At 65.0% G+C, this 14,472-nt stretch carries 15 protein-coding genes; 7 read left to right on the forward strand and 8 right to left on the reverse strand.

The window, feature by feature from the left end; genetic code table 11:
• Position 1: 1 nt before the first annotated feature.
• Positions 2–1,165, reverse strand: coding sequence for a methionine adenosyltransferase (gene metK / locus CF70_RS30040; protein WP_035874278.1), 1,164 nt, complete (start codon positions 1,163–1,165; stop codon positions 2–4).
• A gap of 382 nt (positions 1,166–1,547) precedes the next feature.
• On the opposite strand from metK, the gene CF70_RS30045 reads away from it, so the two are divergent.
• The 4 genes from CF70_RS30045 to CF70_RS30060 all read left to right on the forward strand — a co-directional run bounded on the left by CF70_RS30045 (position 1,548) and on the right by CF70_RS30060 (position 5,201).
• Complete coding sequence (locus CF70_RS30045; protein ID WP_035874281.1) at positions 1,548–2,486, forward strand: lysophospholipid acyltransferase family protein; 939 nt, start codon at positions 1,548–1,550, stop codon at positions 2,484–2,486.
• On the forward strand, positions 2,483–3,376 hold the full coding sequence (locus tag CF70_RS30050; RefSeq protein WP_035874284.1) for a lipid A biosynthesis lauroyl acyltransferase: 894 nt from the start codon (positions 2,483–2,485) through the stop codon (positions 3,374–3,376). The genes CF70_RS30045 and CF70_RS30050 overlap by 4 nt, the downstream gene beginning before the upstream one ends.
• A gap of 100 nt (positions 3,377–3,476) precedes the next feature.
• The gene (dapF, locus tag CF70_RS30055; RefSeq protein WP_035874287.1) at positions 3,477–4,343 is read left to right on the forward strand and encodes a diaminopimelate epimerase; all 867 of its coding nucleotides are present in this window, start codon (positions 3,477–3,479) and stop codon (positions 4,341–4,343) included.
• Positions 4,344–4,391: 48 nt separating this feature from the next.
• Positions 4,392–5,201 carry a polyphosphate kinase 2 family protein gene (locus CF70_RS30060; protein ID WP_035874290.1) on the forward strand — a complete coding sequence of 270 codons (810 nt, stop codon included), beginning with the start codon at positions 4,392–4,394 and terminating at the stop codon, positions 5,199–5,201.
• A 56-nt stretch (positions 5,202–5,257) separates the two neighbouring features.
• Here the strand turns inward: CF70_RS30060 and CF70_RS30065 are convergent.
• The 4 genes from CF70_RS30065 to pyrE form a co-directional block, all read right to left on the reverse strand.
• A partial coding sequence (locus tag CF70_RS30065) for a DUF3734 domain-containing protein (protein ID WP_414629487.1) occupies positions 5,258–6,490 on the reverse strand: 1,233 nt, incomplete at its 5' end.
• A 291-nt stretch (positions 6,491–6,781) separates the two neighbouring features.
• On the reverse strand, positions 6,782–7,564 hold the full coding sequence (locus tag CF70_RS30070) for a 3-hydroxybutyrate dehydrogenase (protein WP_035874293.1): 783 nt from the start codon (positions 7,562–7,564) through the stop codon (positions 6,782–6,784).
• A gap of 94 nt (positions 7,565–7,658) precedes the next feature.
• Positions 7,659–8,399 (reverse strand): acetoacetate decarboxylase, encoded by a 741-nt coding sequence (locus CF70_RS30075; protein WP_035874296.1) that lies wholly within the window; start codon positions 8,397–8,399, stop codon positions 7,659–7,661.
• Between the two features lie 196 nt (positions 8,400–8,595).
• Entirely contained in the window at positions 8,596–9,285 is a 690-nt protein-coding gene (pyrE, locus tag CF70_RS30080) for an orotate phosphoribosyltransferase (RefSeq protein WP_035874299.1), read from the reverse strand.
• A gap of 30 nt (positions 9,286–9,315) precedes the next feature.
• Between pyrE and CF70_RS30085 the strand changes: the two genes are divergently transcribed.
• Positions 9,316–10,092, forward strand: coding sequence for an exodeoxyribonuclease III (locus tag CF70_RS30085; RefSeq protein ID WP_035874303.1), 777 nt, complete (start codon positions 9,316–9,318; stop codon positions 10,090–10,092).
• 15 nt (positions 10,093–10,107) lie between these two features.
• Here CF70_RS30085 and CF70_RS30090 read toward each other — a convergent pair whose 3' ends face one another.
• Together CF70_RS30090 and CF70_RS38460 are read right to left on the reverse strand one after the other, a co-directional pair.
• Positions 10,108–10,509, reverse strand: a complete 402-nt coding sequence (locus CF70_RS30090) for a type II toxin-antitoxin system MqsA family antitoxin (RefSeq protein WP_035874306.1) — start codon at positions 10,507–10,509, stop codon at positions 10,108–10,110.
• A gap of 2 nt (positions 10,510–10,511) precedes the next feature.
• On the reverse strand, positions 10,512–10,694 hold a 183-nt coding region (locus tag CF70_RS38460; RefSeq protein WP_235185271.1), incomplete at its 5' end, for a type II toxin-antitoxin system MqsR family toxin.
• Between the two features lie 280 nt (positions 10,695–10,974).
• Between CF70_RS38460 and argC the strand changes: the two genes are divergently transcribed.
• Positions 10,975–11,922 carry an N-acetyl-gamma-glutamyl-phosphate reductase gene (gene argC, locus CF70_RS30100; RefSeq protein ID WP_035874308.1) on the forward strand — a complete coding sequence of 316 codons (948 nt, stop codon included), beginning with the start codon at positions 10,975–10,977 and terminating at the stop codon, positions 11,920–11,922.
• 130 nt (positions 11,923–12,052) lie between these two features.
• Here argC and CF70_RS30105 read toward each other — a convergent pair whose 3' ends face one another.
• The gene (locus tag CF70_RS30105; protein WP_235185274.1) at positions 12,053–12,949 is read right to left on the reverse strand and encodes a M48 family metallopeptidase; all 897 of its coding nucleotides are present in this window, start codon (positions 12,947–12,949) and stop codon (positions 12,053–12,055) included.
• 259 nt (positions 12,950–13,208) lie between these two features.
• Here CF70_RS30105 and CF70_RS30110 point away from each other — a divergent pair, with 259 nt between their 5' ends.
• A complete protein-coding gene (locus CF70_RS30110) occupies positions 13,209–14,465 on the forward strand; it encodes a muropeptide transporter (protein WP_035874312.1) in 1,257 nt (418 codons plus the stop codon).
• The last annotated feature ends 7 nt before the right edge of the window (positions 14,466–14,472 follow it).

Raw genomic sequence — 14,472 nt, forward strand, 5'->3', positions numbered from 1 at the left:
CTTACAGGCCGGCCGCGGCGCGCAGCACAGCGACCTTGTCGGTCGCTTCCCACGAGAATTCCGGCTCTTCACGGCCGAAGTGGCCGTAGGCAGCGGTCTTTTCGTAGATCGGGCGCAGCAGGTCGAGCATCTGCACGATCCCCTTCGGACGCAGGTCGAAATGCTCCTGCACCAGCGCGGCGATCGCCTCGTCGGAGATCTTGCCGGTGCCTTCCGTGTACACCGTCACGTTGATCGGGCGGGCCACGCCGATGGCGTAGCTGACCTGCACCTGGCACTGGCGCGCCAGGCCGGCGGCGACCACGTTCTTGGCGACATAGCGCGCGGCATAGGCAGCCGAGCGGTCAACCTTCGACGGATCCTTGCCCGAGAAGGCGCCACCGCCGTGCGGCGAAGCGCCGCCGTAGGTGTCGACGATGATCTTGCGGCCGGTCAGGCCGCAATCGCCTTGCGGGCCGCCGATGACGAAGCGGCCGGTCGGGTTGACCAGGTACTTGGTGTCCTTGAGCATCTCGGCCGGCAGCACCGGCTTGATGATTTCCTCGATCACGGCTTCGCGGATCTGCGCCTGGCTGATATCCGGCGCGTGCTGGGTCGACAGCACCACGGTATCCACGCTGTGCGGACGACCGTCGACATAGCGCACGGTCACTTGCGACTTGGCGTCCGGACGCAGCCAGGGCAGGCGTCCGTCGCGGCGCAGTTGCGACTGGCGCTCGACCAGGCGGTGCGAATAGTAGATCGGGAAGGGCATCAACTCCGGCGTTTCGTCGCAGGCGTAGCCGAACATCAGGCCCTGGTCGCCGGCGCCCTGGTTCAGGTAGTCGTCGGAGGCGCGGTCCACGCCCTGGGCGATGTCGGGTGATTGCTTGTCATAAGCAACCAGCACGGCGCAGCCCTTGTAGTCGATACCGTATTCGGTGTTGTCGTAGCCAATGCGCTTGATGGTGTCGCGCGCGACTTGGATGTAATCGACGTTGGCGGTCGTGGTGATTTCCCCGGCGAGGACTACCAGCCCGGTGTTGCACAGCGTTTCAGCTGCCACGCGCGCGTACTTGTCCTGCGCCAGGATGGCATCGAGGACGGCGTCGGAAATCTGGTCAGCGACCTTGTCGGGATGGCCTTCGGAGACAGATTCCGAAGTGAACAGGAAGTCGTTTGCCACGAACTTTTTCTCCAGGTTTGGCTATTGCGCGCCAACCTCTCAGCCCGGGCGGCGACGCTTTAGCGGTATTTTCAAGCCGTTCCGGTAGAACGGTATCGCCCCGCAAGTTGTCAGTTAACTCGGCGATACGCGCTATTATACGCGCCTGCAAGCGGTGCTGCAGCGTGCCGTTATCCTGGACTTGCTTGCATACCAGGCGCTGTCGCCGGCTAGCGCCATCCAGTTAGCGGCAGACCGCTGGCCTGGTACCTGCCCACAGGCCGTGCACGCCGCAAGGCGGGACCCATTACAGCATTGAATGCTTGTTGATAGCCCCACTAACGGCACCGCCCGGCAAAACATTAATTACCCACCCGGCCCACCGGGCCGCTATCGCAACCCGATGACCTTCCTGTTCTGGCTGATTTCCCGCTTGCCGCTCTGGTGGCTGCACGCCATTGGCGGCGTGCTCGGACTATTGGCGGCGCGCCTGCCAGGACGCTATGGCAGGCGGCTGGCCGAGAATCTGCGCCAGGCTTACCCCGATGCCAGCAAGGCGATGCTGGCCGAAGCGGCCCGCTCGACGGGGCGCATGATCCTGGAAATGCCCTATTTCTGGAGCCGGCGCAATCCCGAGGCGCGCATGTACGGCTTTGCCGACCGGCTCTGGCCGGAACTCGACCGGCTGATGGCGCAGGGGCGCGGGCTGATCATCCTGGTGCCTCACCTGGGCTGCTTCGAAGTGCTCCCACAGGCATTTGCACTGCGGCATCCGGTCACGGCCCTGTACAAGCCACCACACCAGGCCTGGCTGCGCGACTGGATCGTCAAGATGCGCACGCGGCCCAACCTGGCCATGGCGCCCGCGCAGCCGCGCGGGGTGCGTATGCTGGTGAAGGCACTCAAGCGCGGCGAGGCCATTGGCATCCTGCCGGACCAGGTTCCGACCGGCGGCGAAGGCGCCTGGGCGCCGTTTTTCGGCAAGCCCGCCTACACCATGACGCTGGTGCAGCGCCTGCAGCAACTCACGGGCGCACCGATCGCGGTGGTCTTCGCCGAGCGCCTGCCGCGCGGCGTCGGCTATCTCGGCCATATGCAGGTCATCAACCATCTGCTGCCCGCCGACCCGGCCGAAGCTGTCGCCGTCATCAACGAAGCCGTCGAAAAGCTGGTGAGGGCATGCCCGACCCAGTACCTGTGGGGCTACAACCGCTACAAGCATCCGGGCGGCGCGGAGTTGCCGCCAGCGGAACCGCCCCGGGCGCCGCCGGGCGACGCCTCGCGCAATCCACTGGAAGTACCGCACACAGCATCCGCATCCCTCTCTGACGACCAAAAATGAGCCGCATTTTCACCTGGCTTGGCATCGGCCTGCTGACCGTGCTGGGCAAGCTTCCCTATCCGCTTGTTGCACGCTTCGGCGAAGGACTGGGCAGCCTGCTCTACCTGATTCCCAGCAGCCGCCGCCGCGTGGTGCAAACCAACCTGCGCCTGTGCTTCCCCGAGCGGACCGAGGCCGAGATCGAATCGCTCTCGCGCCAGACCTTCCGCAATGTCTTCCGCAGCTTTGCCGAGCGCGGCATCTTCTGGACCGGCAGCGAGAAGCAGATGCGCCGCTGGGTCCAGATCGACGACCAGGCCGATCTCGTGGCGCTGGACGGTACGCCCCACATCCTTGTCACGCTGCATCTCTCAGGCGTGGAGGCCGGCGCGATCCGGCTCACCATCCATCTGCGCGAACACGTGAGGCGCTCCGGCGCATCGCTCTACACCAGGCAGAAGAACGAACTGTTCGACGGTTTCCTCAAGCATGCGCGCGGCCGTTTCGGCGCCAAGATGATTGCCCGCAACGACAGTGCGCGCGACATCATCCGCTGCCTGCGCAAAGGCGAAGCCCTGCAACTGATCGCCGACATGGACTTCGGCGAGCGCGACTCGGAGTACGTGCCGTTCTTCGGTGTGGAAGCCCTCACGCTGACTTCGGTATCGCGCCTGGCGCGGCTGACCGGCGCCAAGGTCGTGCCGATCTATACCGAGATGCTGCCCGACTACAAGGGATATGTGCTGCGCATCCTGCCAGCGTGGGAAAACTATCCCGGCGACAGCGTGACCGAGGACACCCGGCGCATGAACGCCTTCTTCGAAGATTGCATCCGCCCGCGCGTGACCGAGTATTACTGGGTGCACAAGCGCTTCAAGCACCGCCCGGACGGCGAGCGCGAAAACTACTGACCAGGCAAGCACGGCGCGGGCACCACCTGTCAGATATGCCGCCCGAGCCACCTTCGATAAGCCGCCGGCAAGCGCCGGACAGCCCGACTACAATCGCACTATGAAACTCCAGTTCACCAAGATGCACGGTGCCGGCAACGACTTCGTCGTGCTCGACGGCATCCACCAGACCCTGAACCTGACGCCCGGGCAATGGCGCGCGTTGGCCAGCCGCCATTTCGGCGTAGGCGCCGACCAGATCCTTGTGGTCGAGAAGCCCACCCGCGACGACGTCGACTTTCGTTACCGCATCTTCAACGCCGACGGCGGCGAGGTGGAGCATTGCGGCAATGGCGCACGCTGCTTCGTGCGCTTCGTCACGGACCAGGGCCTGACCGACAAGCGCTCGGTACGCGTACAAGTGATGAATGGCGTCATCACCCTGACCCTGCAAGACGACGGCCAGGTCACGGTCGACATGGGCGCACCGGAGCTGGAGCCGGCCCGCGTCCCCTTCCGCCCCGACGGTCTGCCGGCCAGGGCTGAAGGCCGCGATACGCTCTACGGGCTGGAAGTGAACGGCCGCACGGAATGGGTCTCCGCGGTTTCGATGGGCAATCCGCATGCGGTGCAAGTGGTGGATGACACCGAGGCGTTCCCCGTGCTGCAGGACGGTCCCATCATCGAGCATCACGCGAGCTTTCCCAACCGCGTCAATGCCGGCTTCATGCAGGTGCTGGAGCGTCATGCCATTCGCCTGCGCGTGTTCGAGCGCGGGGCCGGCGAGACGCTGGCCTGCGGTACCGGCGCGTGCGCGGCGGTCGTCGCCGGCATCCGCCGTGGCCTGCTGGACTCGCCGGTGCTGGTGCATACGCATGGAGGCGACCTCTCCATCGCGTGGGATGGCGAAGGCGAGTCGGTGCGAATGACCGGCCCGGCCACCACGGTATTTGAAGGCAGCATTGACCTGGACCGGCTGCCGGCCTGACCATAGGGGCTTGCGGCCAGCCACGGCCGCGCCCACCATGGAGTGCCAATGTCGCTTGCCGATTTCCGCATCACCTCGGGCAAGAACTTTCGCCTTGCCGACTTCAACAGTGACGCCAAGCCGTTCTCCAGCGGCGACAAGACCGCCGACCAGGCCCGCCTGACCGATCTGAGCACCCAGCTCGACGCGGTGCAAGACATCTTCTACGCCGAACACCAGCGCAAGCTGCTGGTGGTGCTGCAAGGCATGGATACCAGCGGCAAGGACGGCACCGTGCGTGGCGTGTTTCGCAGTTTCGACCCGCTGGGCATTCGCGTGGTCGCCTTCAAGGCCCCTACCGCCGAAGAACTCGCGCACGACTACCTGTGGCGCATCCACGCCCAGGTGCCGCGCGCCGGCGAGATCGTCGTGTTCAACCGCAGCCACTATGAAGACGTGCTGATCACGCGCGTACACGAATGGATCGACCAGGACGAATGCGAGCGCCGCTACAAGCAGCTACGCGCATTCGAGACGATGCTGCTGGAAACCGGCACCACCATCGTCAAGTGCTTCCTGCATATTTCCAAGGACGAGCAGAAATCCCGGCTTGAAGCGCGGCTGGCGGATCCGCAGAAGCATTGGAAGTTCGACCCCAGGGACCTGGAAGAGCGGCAGTACTGGAAGAGCTATGCGACCGCCTATGAGGCCGCCATTGCCGCCACAAGCACGCCGGAAGCGCCGTGGTATATCGTGCCGGCGGATTCCAAGACGAATCGGAACCTGATGGTGGCGGAGATCCTGATGGAGGTGTTCTCCAGGTTGAAGCCAGAGTATCCGCCGGGCAAGCCGGAGTTGGCGAAATTGAAGGTGGTGTAGGGTTGGCTGGGGCTTTGACTGCGACCGCGACCGCAGTCAAGCTTCTCCCCGCCCGATCACGAATGCCCGTTCCCCCGATGAATATCGTGCGTGACAAACGGCTTCTCATGCGTGGGCATGGCCAGCCATTCCGGATGCTTCAACGTCTCCCGGATATCATCCAGCCCGCTGGTCCAGTGCTCATTCATCGTCAGTCGTCCAAACTGGTAATCCTTGGCATTCCCCTCGAATGTCTTATCGCGATAAATGAGCTGGATCACATTGCGTCTCGCATCGCACGCGTGCCCCGCCGCTTTCCGGTACCAGTCGTTGTCGCGCTGGCCCTGCGGCACCAGCGCCATCACTTCGCTGAGCATGCGGCGGTAGTTCTGCTGCTCGGCCATGTAGTCGGTGATGGTGCGCGTGCGGCTGGAATACTGGATGTCTTTCTGGCGTTCGGCCACGTCCAGCAGGTTGTGCGGCAGCTTGCCACGCGCGCTCCACAGGTCCACCTGGAAGATCAGCGCATCGCGCCGCGGCTGGGCGGTCAGCACCTCGGACAGCGGCGTGTTGGACACCAGGCCGCCATCCCAGTAGAACTCGCCATCGATCTCAACGGCCGGGAAGCCCGGCGGCAAAGCGCCCGAGGCCATGAAATGCTCGGCACGCAGCTTGCGGCGGGTGTTGTCGAAATAGGCAAAGTTCCCCGTATGCACGTTGACCGCGCCAACCGACACCCGCATCTCGTGATGCTGCTCGTTGATGCGGTCGAAATCGGCGAAACGCTCAAGCGTGCTCTTGAGCGGCGAGGTGTCGTAGTAGCTGGAGGCGCCCGGCCCGGCCTGGCGTTCGAGCAGGCTGGGCCAGGGGCGTGGCTGGAAGAAGCCACGCTGCCCCTCTAAAACCCCGCGCGCGGCTTCGATGCCGTCGAACCAGATGCGCAGCGGATCGGGCCAGTGCACGGCGCTCTCGGCAACGACCTCATACGGCAGCAGGCTGGGCAGCCAGGGCTGCCGGCAGATGTACTCCCAGAAGGCGCGCAATTGCTCGACCCTGCGCTCGGGCGCATTGCCTGCGATCACCGCGGCGTTCAGCGCGCCGATCGAGATGCCTGCCACCCAGTTCGGCTGGATGCCGGCTTCGGCCAGGCCCTGATACACCCCCGCCTGATAGGAACCGAGCGCGCCGCCGCCTTGCAGCACCAGCGCCCTGACGGTGTATTCGTGGTGAACCGGCCGCTTGCTGCCGTCCCCTTGCGGCTCCGGGTCCGGCGGCGCGCAGCCGCCGGGCGGCAGGGGGGTTGGCTCCGGNGCGGCAGGAGGTTTGGCTCCGGCGGGCCCAGCGCTTCGCTCTTGCGCGCCTCGCGCTTGATCGCCGGTGCTGCGGGGTCCGCCACAACGGCTGCCGCTGCGCTCTTCACGGCCGCCTTCGGCGCCCTCCTTCCTGGTACTGCCTGATCCTGCTTTTGCCGACGTCCGCCTGCCACGACCCCTCCTTGATTGCTTTGCTTAACAACGTTGCACGCAGCCATGCCGGCCGGGCGGCGGTGCCGTGGCGCGCCAGCGCCCGGCCATCCCGCCGCAAGGCCGTTTCCTTGCCGCTTATTGCATGTACCAGCCGTGGCTCACGATAAACGACTGCCCCGTCAAAGCCGCCGACGGGAACGCACACAAGAACAGCGCGGTCTGCGCCACGTCGTCCACGGTGGTGAATACGCCGTCCACCGTGCCACCCAGCATGACGCGGCGGATGACGTCTTCCTCGCTGATGCCGAGTTCCTTGGCCTGTTCGGGAATCTGCTTGTCCACCAGCGGCGTACGCACGAAACCCGGGCAGATCACGTGCGAGCGCACGTTGTACTCGGCGCCTTCCTTGGCAAGCACACGCGCCAGGCCCAGCAGCGCGTGCTTGGCGGCCACGTAGGCCGATTTCAGCGGCGAGGCCTCATGCGAATGCACCGACCCCATGTAGATCACGGTGCCGCCGCGCTTGTCCTGGTACATGTACTTGAGCGCGGCCTTGGTGGTGAGAAAGGCGCCGTCGAGATGGATGGCCTGCATCTTCTTCCAGTCGGAGAAGGCGTAGTTCTGGATCGGGTTGACGATCTGGATGCCGGCGTTGGAAACGAGGATGTCGATGCCGCCAAATGCCTTGGCGACCGCGTCGGTTGCATTGTTGACGGCGTCTTCGTTGGTCACGTCCATGGCCACGGCGATAGCGCGCCCGCCCGCTGCCTCGATATCGGCAGCGGCCTTCTGCGCCGCCTCGAGGTTCAGGTCGGCGATGGCCACCGCTGCGCCTTCCCTGGCCAGCAAATCAGCGATAGCCTTGCCAATGCCGCTGGCGGCGCCGGTAACGATGGCGGATTTTCCCTGGAGCTTCATGACGTACCTCCCTTGCGGATGATGCGGGTGGATCGGGCTGATCGGGTTGACCGCATGGGTCGGGCCGATGAAGACCGATGTGGATGCAGGCCGTTCAGGCCAGATAGTCGAACACCACCTCGCCCAGCCCGAGGGTGAGGTCGGCAACGTAATGCTTGGCGCCAATGACTTCCAGCACCGGCAGGCCGGCCACCGGCGCCAGCGCATGCGGGAACAGCGACAGTGCCGCCGGCCCGGTCCAGGCGCCCTTCATTGCCACGTCCTTGAGGAAGTAGCAGACCAGTTCGCAAATGCGCGGGGTGCCATTCACGTGGGGAATGACCTTGAGCAGATAGTTTGGCGTGGTGGACAGCGCCACCCCCAATGCGGCCGCATCGATCTCGCGATGCTTGTAGCCCATGGTGCCGGTGGCCACGCGCACCGGACCGTAGTCGAGCGTGCCGACCAGCGTATCCGTATGGACGGCCAGCTGCGGGGAGGCGAGCTTCTTGGGGAAGCCCCATAGCTCGCGCCCGCCCGCCAGTGGCGGCAGGTCGTCGAGGTACATGGCGTGGGTGTAGTTGCCGGGCCTGCCCTGGTAGGTGACGGGAATCACCTGGCCCGATTCGGTGTAGTCGCCGAAGCCGGTGGAGTCCGGCATGCGGATGAATTCGTAATTGACCACCGCATCGGCGATCTCCAGGGGTTCCGGTACCACGGCGCGCAGGAGCTCGGGATCGGTGCGGTAGGAGATGATGAAGAATTCCCGATGGATGAAGCGGTATGGCCCCATCGGATATGCCGGACTGGTGAGCGGCATGGCGAATGCCTGCTCGCGGATCGTCTTGATGTCCATCGCCAGCTAACCTCCTGAAGAGATGCTGCGTCGCCCCGCCGGGCGGCAAGGCGAATTGCTGGCGGCCGGGCTGGCCAGCCAGCTAGATCAGTCAGACCGGCGTCTTTCCTGCGCGGTTCCCGATATCTGCTGCATTGCGACAGACCTTTGCACGCAACATGCAACTGGCAACAGGCAACAGGCAACAGGTTCCAGACTATACGCCGTAGCGCTGCCGATAGGCAGCCACTGCCTCGCGCGAGCTGCCCAGCGCGGGATCCTGCGAAGCATCCAGGTAGGCCAGCAGGTCGGTCAGGCTGGCGATCGAGATTACCGGCACGCCATATTCACGCTGCACATCCTGCACCGCGGAATGCGTGCCCACCTGTTCCGCCGTGCCGCTCTTTTCCATGCGGTCCAGTGCGATCAGCACGGCGGCGGGCTCCGCACCCGCGGCGCGGATCATCGCCATCGATTCGCGCACCGAGGTGCCGGCCGAGATCACATCGTCGATGATCACGACCTTGCCCTGCAGCTTGGCGCCCACCAGGGTGCCGCCCTCGCCGTGGTCCTTGGCTTCCTTGCGGTTGTAGGCGAAGCCGACATCACGTCCGAGACCGGACAGCGCAACCGCGGTGGCGGACGCCAGCGTGATGCCCTTGTAGGCTGGCCCGAACAGCACATCGAACTCCAAACCGGAGGCCAGCAGGGTTTTCGCATAGAATTGCGCCACCTGGCCCAGCATCGCGCCCTGGTTGAACAGGCCCGCGTTGAAGAAATACGGCGACTTGCGGCCCGCTTTGGTCACGAATTCGCCGAAGGACAGCACGCCGGCGTCCAGCGCGAAGCGGATGAAGGTCTGGCTCAGGTCGCCAGCGCCGGACTGCGGTGTCGTCTGCTGCGTCATCTTTTCTCTCTGATTTCAAAATTTCCCGAGATGTTACGGATTATCAGCGCCAACCTCAACGGCATCCGCTCCGCGGCCAAGAAAGGCTTTTTCGAATGGATGGGCAAGCAGGACGCCGACATGGTCTGCGTCCAGGAGCTCAAGGCGCAGGCTGCCGACATGACGGAAGCGTTCCTGGCGCCACACGGCTACCACGGCTACTTCCATTATGCGGAGAAAAAGGGCTATAGCGGTGTCGGCCTTTACACGCGGCACAAGCCGGAGCGCGTAATCACCGGCTTCGGCGTCCCCGAGTTCGATAACGAAGGCCGCTATGTCGAGGTGCAGTATCCGCACCTCGCCGTGATCTCGGTCTATGTGCCCTCGGGCTCCAGCGGCGAAGAACGCCAGCAGGCGAAATTCCGCTTCATGGAAGCCTTCCTGCCCCACCTGCTGCAGCTCAAGGCCAGCGGGCGCGAGGTCGTGCTGTGCGGCGACGTCAATATCGCGCACAAGGAAATCGATATCAAGAACTGGAAGGGCAACCTGAAGAACTCGGGGTTCCTGCCGGAAGAGCGCAGCTGGATCGGCGAACTCTTTGACGTGCACGGCTACGTGGACGTGTTCCGCAAGCTGGACCCGCGCCCGGAACAGTACACGTGGTGGAGCAACCGCGGCCAGGCCTATGCCAAGAATGTCGGGTGGCGCATCGATTACCATCTGACCACGGCGAAGATCGCGGAAACGGCACATGCCACCTCGATCTACAAGGACGAGAAGTTCAGCGATCACGCGCCGCTGTCGATCGACTACGACTTCCCGCTGTAAGAGCGGGCGCGCCGGCTACGCCGAGCGCACCTCTTCAAGCAGCTCAGGGTGCCGCTCCAGCACCCTGAGCAGCTTGACCAGCGCCAGCGGCGGTTTGGTCTTGCCGGTTTCGTAGCGCGAGAAGGCATTGACGCCACCGCCGAAGATCTCGGCGGCCTCGCGCTGGTCCAGGCTCAGCTTCTTGCGTACGGCAACGATGAAGGCGGGATCGACGATAGCGGCGTTGACCTGCTTGTTGAAAGCCAGCATGCAGGCGGACACGCGATCCGATTCGTCGGGGTCGAGCACGGCCTCACCGCATGCCGGGCAGAACTGTCCGCGCACCGCCGGAATCTCGGTGGATTCGCCACGGTAGACGTAAGGCAGGTCGCGCACGCCGTCGACGAGCTCGGCGCCACCGCAATTCGGGCATTTCATTTTCAGCGCTCCTTGAATGAGACGATCAGCAAGTCGTCAATGACAGTCAGCTTCAGATAGACGCCGCCATACGGCGTAACTGGCCGGTACACGTCCTGCCAGATGGTGTGATCGGCATGCGTCGTCATGCTCTTGTAGAAATCGTGCGGAACCAGACCCGCCACGATGGCCAGCATGGCTGCCCGNGGCCAGCATGGCTGCCGGGTCCAGCCCCAGTGCGCTGGCGCCGGCCACGGCGGAGACCGTCATGCGCACCCGGCCAGCCCCTATCAAGTGCCGGACCCGTTCCAGTTTGCAATGAGGCGTACTTTTCTCCATGCGAATTTAACCTACTTGGTTATACAGCACAAGGGGATTTGCGATGCACTGCGGCACGCACCCTGCGACGTCCCCCTAACCTAGTTACAATGCTGCTTCCCATCCGATTCCGGCATGGGACCTTTCGTATTTCCGAGTGAGTCCGCCATGGTTTTCAAAGTGTTCGTAGATGGTCAGGAAGGCACCACCGGTCTCCGGTTGCTCGACTATCTCTCCGGCCGTTCCGACGTGGAGCTGCTGCGTATCGCCGATGACAAGCGCAAGGATCCGGCCGAACGAGCACGCTTTCTGAATGCCGCCGACGTCGCTTTTCTTTGCCTGCCCGATGTCGCCTCGCGCGAAGCCGTGGCGCTGGTGACCAACCCCAATACCTGCGTGATCGACGCCAGCACGGCGTTCCGCACCACCGACAGCTGGGCCTATGGCCTGCCGGAACTCACGCGCGGCCAGCGCGAGAAGATCCGCACCAGCAAGCGCATCGCGGTGCCGGGCTGCCACGCCAGCGCCTTCCTGATGGCGGTGCGTCCGCTGGTGGAAGCCGGCGTGATGCAGGCCGACTACCCGGTCTCGGCGTTCTCGCTGACCGGCTACAGCGGCGGCGGCAAGCAGATGATTGCCGAGTTCGAAGCCGGCGGTAACCCGAAGCTGAACAGTCCGCGTCCGTATTCGCTTGGCCTCGCGCACAAGCACCTGCCCGAGATGCGCGTGCAGGCCGGCCTGGCGCAAGCGCCGATCTTCAACCCCATCGTCGGCAACTTCCTCAAGGGCCTGGCCGTGACGGTACCGGTGTACCCGGATCGCCTGGCGCGCAAGGTCACGCCCGAGCAGATCGCGGATATCTACCGCAAGCACTACGAAGGCGAGCAGTTCGTGCGCGTGATGCCAGTGGGCGACGAGGCCAACCTCGACGGCGGCTTCTTCGACGTGCAGGGCAGCAACGACACCAACCGCGTCGACCTGTTCGTGTTCGGCTCGGCCGAGCGCATCGTGCTGATGGCGCGCCTGGACAACCTGGGCAAGGGCGCTGCCGGCGCCGCGGTGCAATGCATGAACGTGCATGTGGGCGCGGATGAAGCGACCGGCCTGAGCGCCTGAAGCAAGCCAACGCCTGCGGGAACAAAAAAAGAGCCACCATGTGTGGCTCTTTTTTTGTCTGGGGCCTAAGCGCCCGGACCAGCCCGCTCGGGATCCTCGCTCAGGATGCGCCCCTGTACCGCTGGCGCCTTTACTTCTTCAGCGGCTTTTGCCGGTCGTCGTCGCCGCTGTCCATCGGCGCGCCGCCCAGGTTGGCCATATTGGCGCGGTAAGGCGGCAGCTTGCCGACGCTGGAGTCGATCGCGCGAGCATAGAGCGGCAACACCTCGGGCAGGTGCTTCTCGAGTTCGGCGATGCGGGTGCGGCCCGAGGGATGGGTGGAAAGAAACTCCGAGCCTGACTGCGCCGTGGATTGGGACACCGTGCCCATTTTCTGCCACAGCGATACGGCGGCGCGCGGGTCGTAGCCGGCGCGCGCCGCGATGTCCATGCCCACCAGGTCAGCCTCGGTCTCGTCCGAGCGCGAGAACCGCAGCGTGAGCAGCTGCGCCCCGGTGCCCAGCGCCATATTGCCCAGGTTGCCGAAGCCGAACAGTTGCGAAATCACGTTGGCGCCCAGGTTGGTGATCTCTGACTTGGCAGCCCGCTCGCGCGCATGCTCCTGCAGGGCGTGAGCGATCTCGTGGCCCATCACCATGGCGACTTCGTCGTCGGTCAGCCTGAGCTGGTCGAGCAGGCCGGTGTAGAAGGCGATCTTGCCGCCCGGCATGCAGAAGGCATTGACCTGCTTGGCATTGATCAGGTTGACCTCCCACTTCCATTGCTTCGCGCGCTCGTTCCAGCGCGCGGTCTGCGGCAGGATGCGCCTGGCGATGGCGCGCAGGCGCTGCAACTGCGGATTGTTGTCGCCGACCAGCGTCTTCTTGGCCTGCGCTTCCCCCTTGATCTGCTCGTACTCCTGCGAGGCCTGCTGTTCGATGACCTCCACCGGCACGATCTGGCGGATGGACGCCCCGCCGCGTTGCACGCGGATACCCTCGTCCGCGTCCTGTGGCTGCGCCTGGCCCTGGGCCTGTGCCACTCCCATGCCAAGCGTGGCACTGGCGGCCAGCGCCAGCGCGGCCAGTTGCCGCGGCAACGCAATCCCGGCCCGCTGGTGGCGGTTCTGACAACGCTGGCGATCGGACATGGCGATTCCTCGGATGCGGTTTTCGGCAAGCAGGGCGCTGAAGGATTGGCGCGGCCAGGGCACCGCACGGACCCGGCGCATCCCGCTCACCAGGCCTGTGCTGACGGTAATGCAATAATACACGGCGCCTTGCCCCGCCTGATTGCCATCCTGATTCATGACCTTCCAAGACTATCTCGACATTTTCCGCAATCGCCGCATTGGCGCCATGCTCACGCTGGGCTTCGCTTCCGGGCTGCCGCTCGCGCTCACGTCCGGCACCTTGCAGGCCTGGATGACGGTGGAAGGCCTGGACCTCAAGACCATCGGCTTCTTCTCGCTGGTGGGCCAGGCTTATATCTTCAAGTTCCTGTGGGCGCCGCTGATGGATCGCTACACGCCGCCGCTGCTGGGCCGGCGCCGCGGCTGGCTGCTGGTGACCCAGCTCGGCCTGGTGCTGGGCATCGCGGGCATGGCATTCTGTCCACCGCACGAGGCACTGTGGACGCTGGCGGCGCTGGCCACGCTGGTGGCCTTCCTGTCGGCGTCCCAGGACATTGTGTTCGACGCCTACAGCACCGACGTGCTGCGCGCGCCCGAGCGCGGCGTGGGGGCGGCGGTCAAGGTGCTGGGCTACCGGCTGGCGATGCTGGTGTCGGGCGGGCTGGCGCTGTGGCTGGCCGACCGCGTGATGGGCTGGCAGCAGATGTACATCCTGATGGCGGGCCTGATGGGCATCGGCATCTTCAGCCTGCTGTGGGCGCCCGAGGCGGAATCCCCGGCGCGCACGCCGCGCTCCATGGAAGAAGCGATTCTGGGCCCGCTGCGCGACTTCTTCTCGCGCCCCGGCGCCTGGTGGCTGCTGCTGCTGATCGTGCTCTACAAGCTGGGCGATGCGTTTGCCGGCAGCCTCTCCACCACCTTCCTGATCCGCGGCGTGGGCTTTTCGGCCGGCGAAGTCGGCCTGGTCAACAAGACGCTGGGGCTGGCCGCCACCATCGTGGGTGCGCTGTTCGGCGGCACACTGATGGTGCGCCTGGGGTTGTACCGCTCGCTGATGGTGTTCGGCATCCTGCAGGCGGTGTCCAACCTGGGCTACTGGATCCTGGCAGTGACGCCGCAGCACCTGTGGACCATGGGCGCCACCATCGGGGTGGAGAACCTCTGCGGCGGCATGGGCACGGCGGCCTTCGTGGCGCTGCTGATGACGCTGTGCAACCGTTCGTTCTCGGCCACCCAGTACGCGCTGCTGTCGGCGCTGGCCTCGGTCGGGCGTGTCTACGTGGGCCCCAGTTCGGGCTACCTGGTGGAGGCCTTCGGCTGGCCGGCGTTCTACCTGAGCACAGTGGTGGTGGCGCTGCCCGGCGTGGCGCTGCTATGGGCGATGCGCCACACCGTGCACCGCTACGAGGCGCAGGCCCGCGCCGCGGCCTGAAGCCCGG

Source organism: Cupriavidus sp. SK-3, assembly GCF_000611145.1.
GTDB lineage: Bacteria > Pseudomonadota > Gammaproteobacteria > Burkholderiales > Burkholderiaceae > Cupriavidus.

Excerpts from the sequence above, each read along its gene's own strand:
- CF70_RS30050 (WP_035874284.1), top strand. The coding sequence starts at position 2,483 with ATGAGCCGCATTTTCACCTGGCTTGGCATCGGCCTGCTGACCGTGCTG.
- argC (WP_035874308.1), top strand. The coding sequence starts at position 10,975 with ATGGTTTTCAAAGTGTTCGTAGATGGTCAGGAAGGCACCACCGGTCTC.
- CF70_RS30085 (WP_035874303.1), top strand. The coding sequence starts at position 9,316 with ATGTTACGGATTATCAGCGCCAACCTCAACGGCATCCGCTCCGCGGCC.
- dapF (WP_035874287.1), top strand. The coding sequence starts at position 3,477 with ATGAAACTCCAGTTCACCAAGATGCACGGTGCCGGCAACGACTTCGTC.
- CF70_RS30105 (WP_235185274.1), bottom strand. The coding sequence starts at position 12,949 with ATGGGAGTGGCACAGGCCCAGGGCCAGGCGCAGCCACAGGACGCGGAC.
- CF70_RS30110 (WP_035874312.1), top strand. The coding sequence starts at position 13,209 with ATGACCTTCCAAGACTATCTCGACATTTTCCGCAATCGCCGCATTGGC.
- CF70_RS30075 (WP_035874296.1), bottom strand. The coding sequence starts at position 8,399 with ATGGACATCAAGACGATCCGCGAGCAGGCATTCGCCATGCCGCTCACC.
- CF70_RS30090 (WP_035874306.1), bottom strand. The coding sequence starts at position 10,509 with ATGAAATGCCCGAATTGCGGTGGCGCCGAGCTCGTCGACGGCGTGCGC.
- pyrE (WP_035874299.1), bottom strand. The coding sequence starts at position 9,285 with ATGACGCAGCAGACGACACCGCAGTCCGGCGCTGGCGACCTGAGCCAG.
- CF70_RS30070 (WP_035874293.1), bottom strand. The coding sequence starts at position 7,564 with ATGAAGCTCCAGGGAAAATCCGCCATCGTTACCGGCGCCGCCAGCGGC.
- CF70_RS30060 (WP_035874290.1), top strand. The coding sequence starts at position 4,392 with ATGTCGCTTGCCGATTTCCGCATCACCTCGGGCAAGAACTTTCGCCTT.
- CF70_RS30045 (WP_035874281.1), top strand. The coding sequence starts at position 1,548 with ATGACCTTCCTGTTCTGGCTGATTTCCCGCTTGCCGCTCTGGTGGCTG.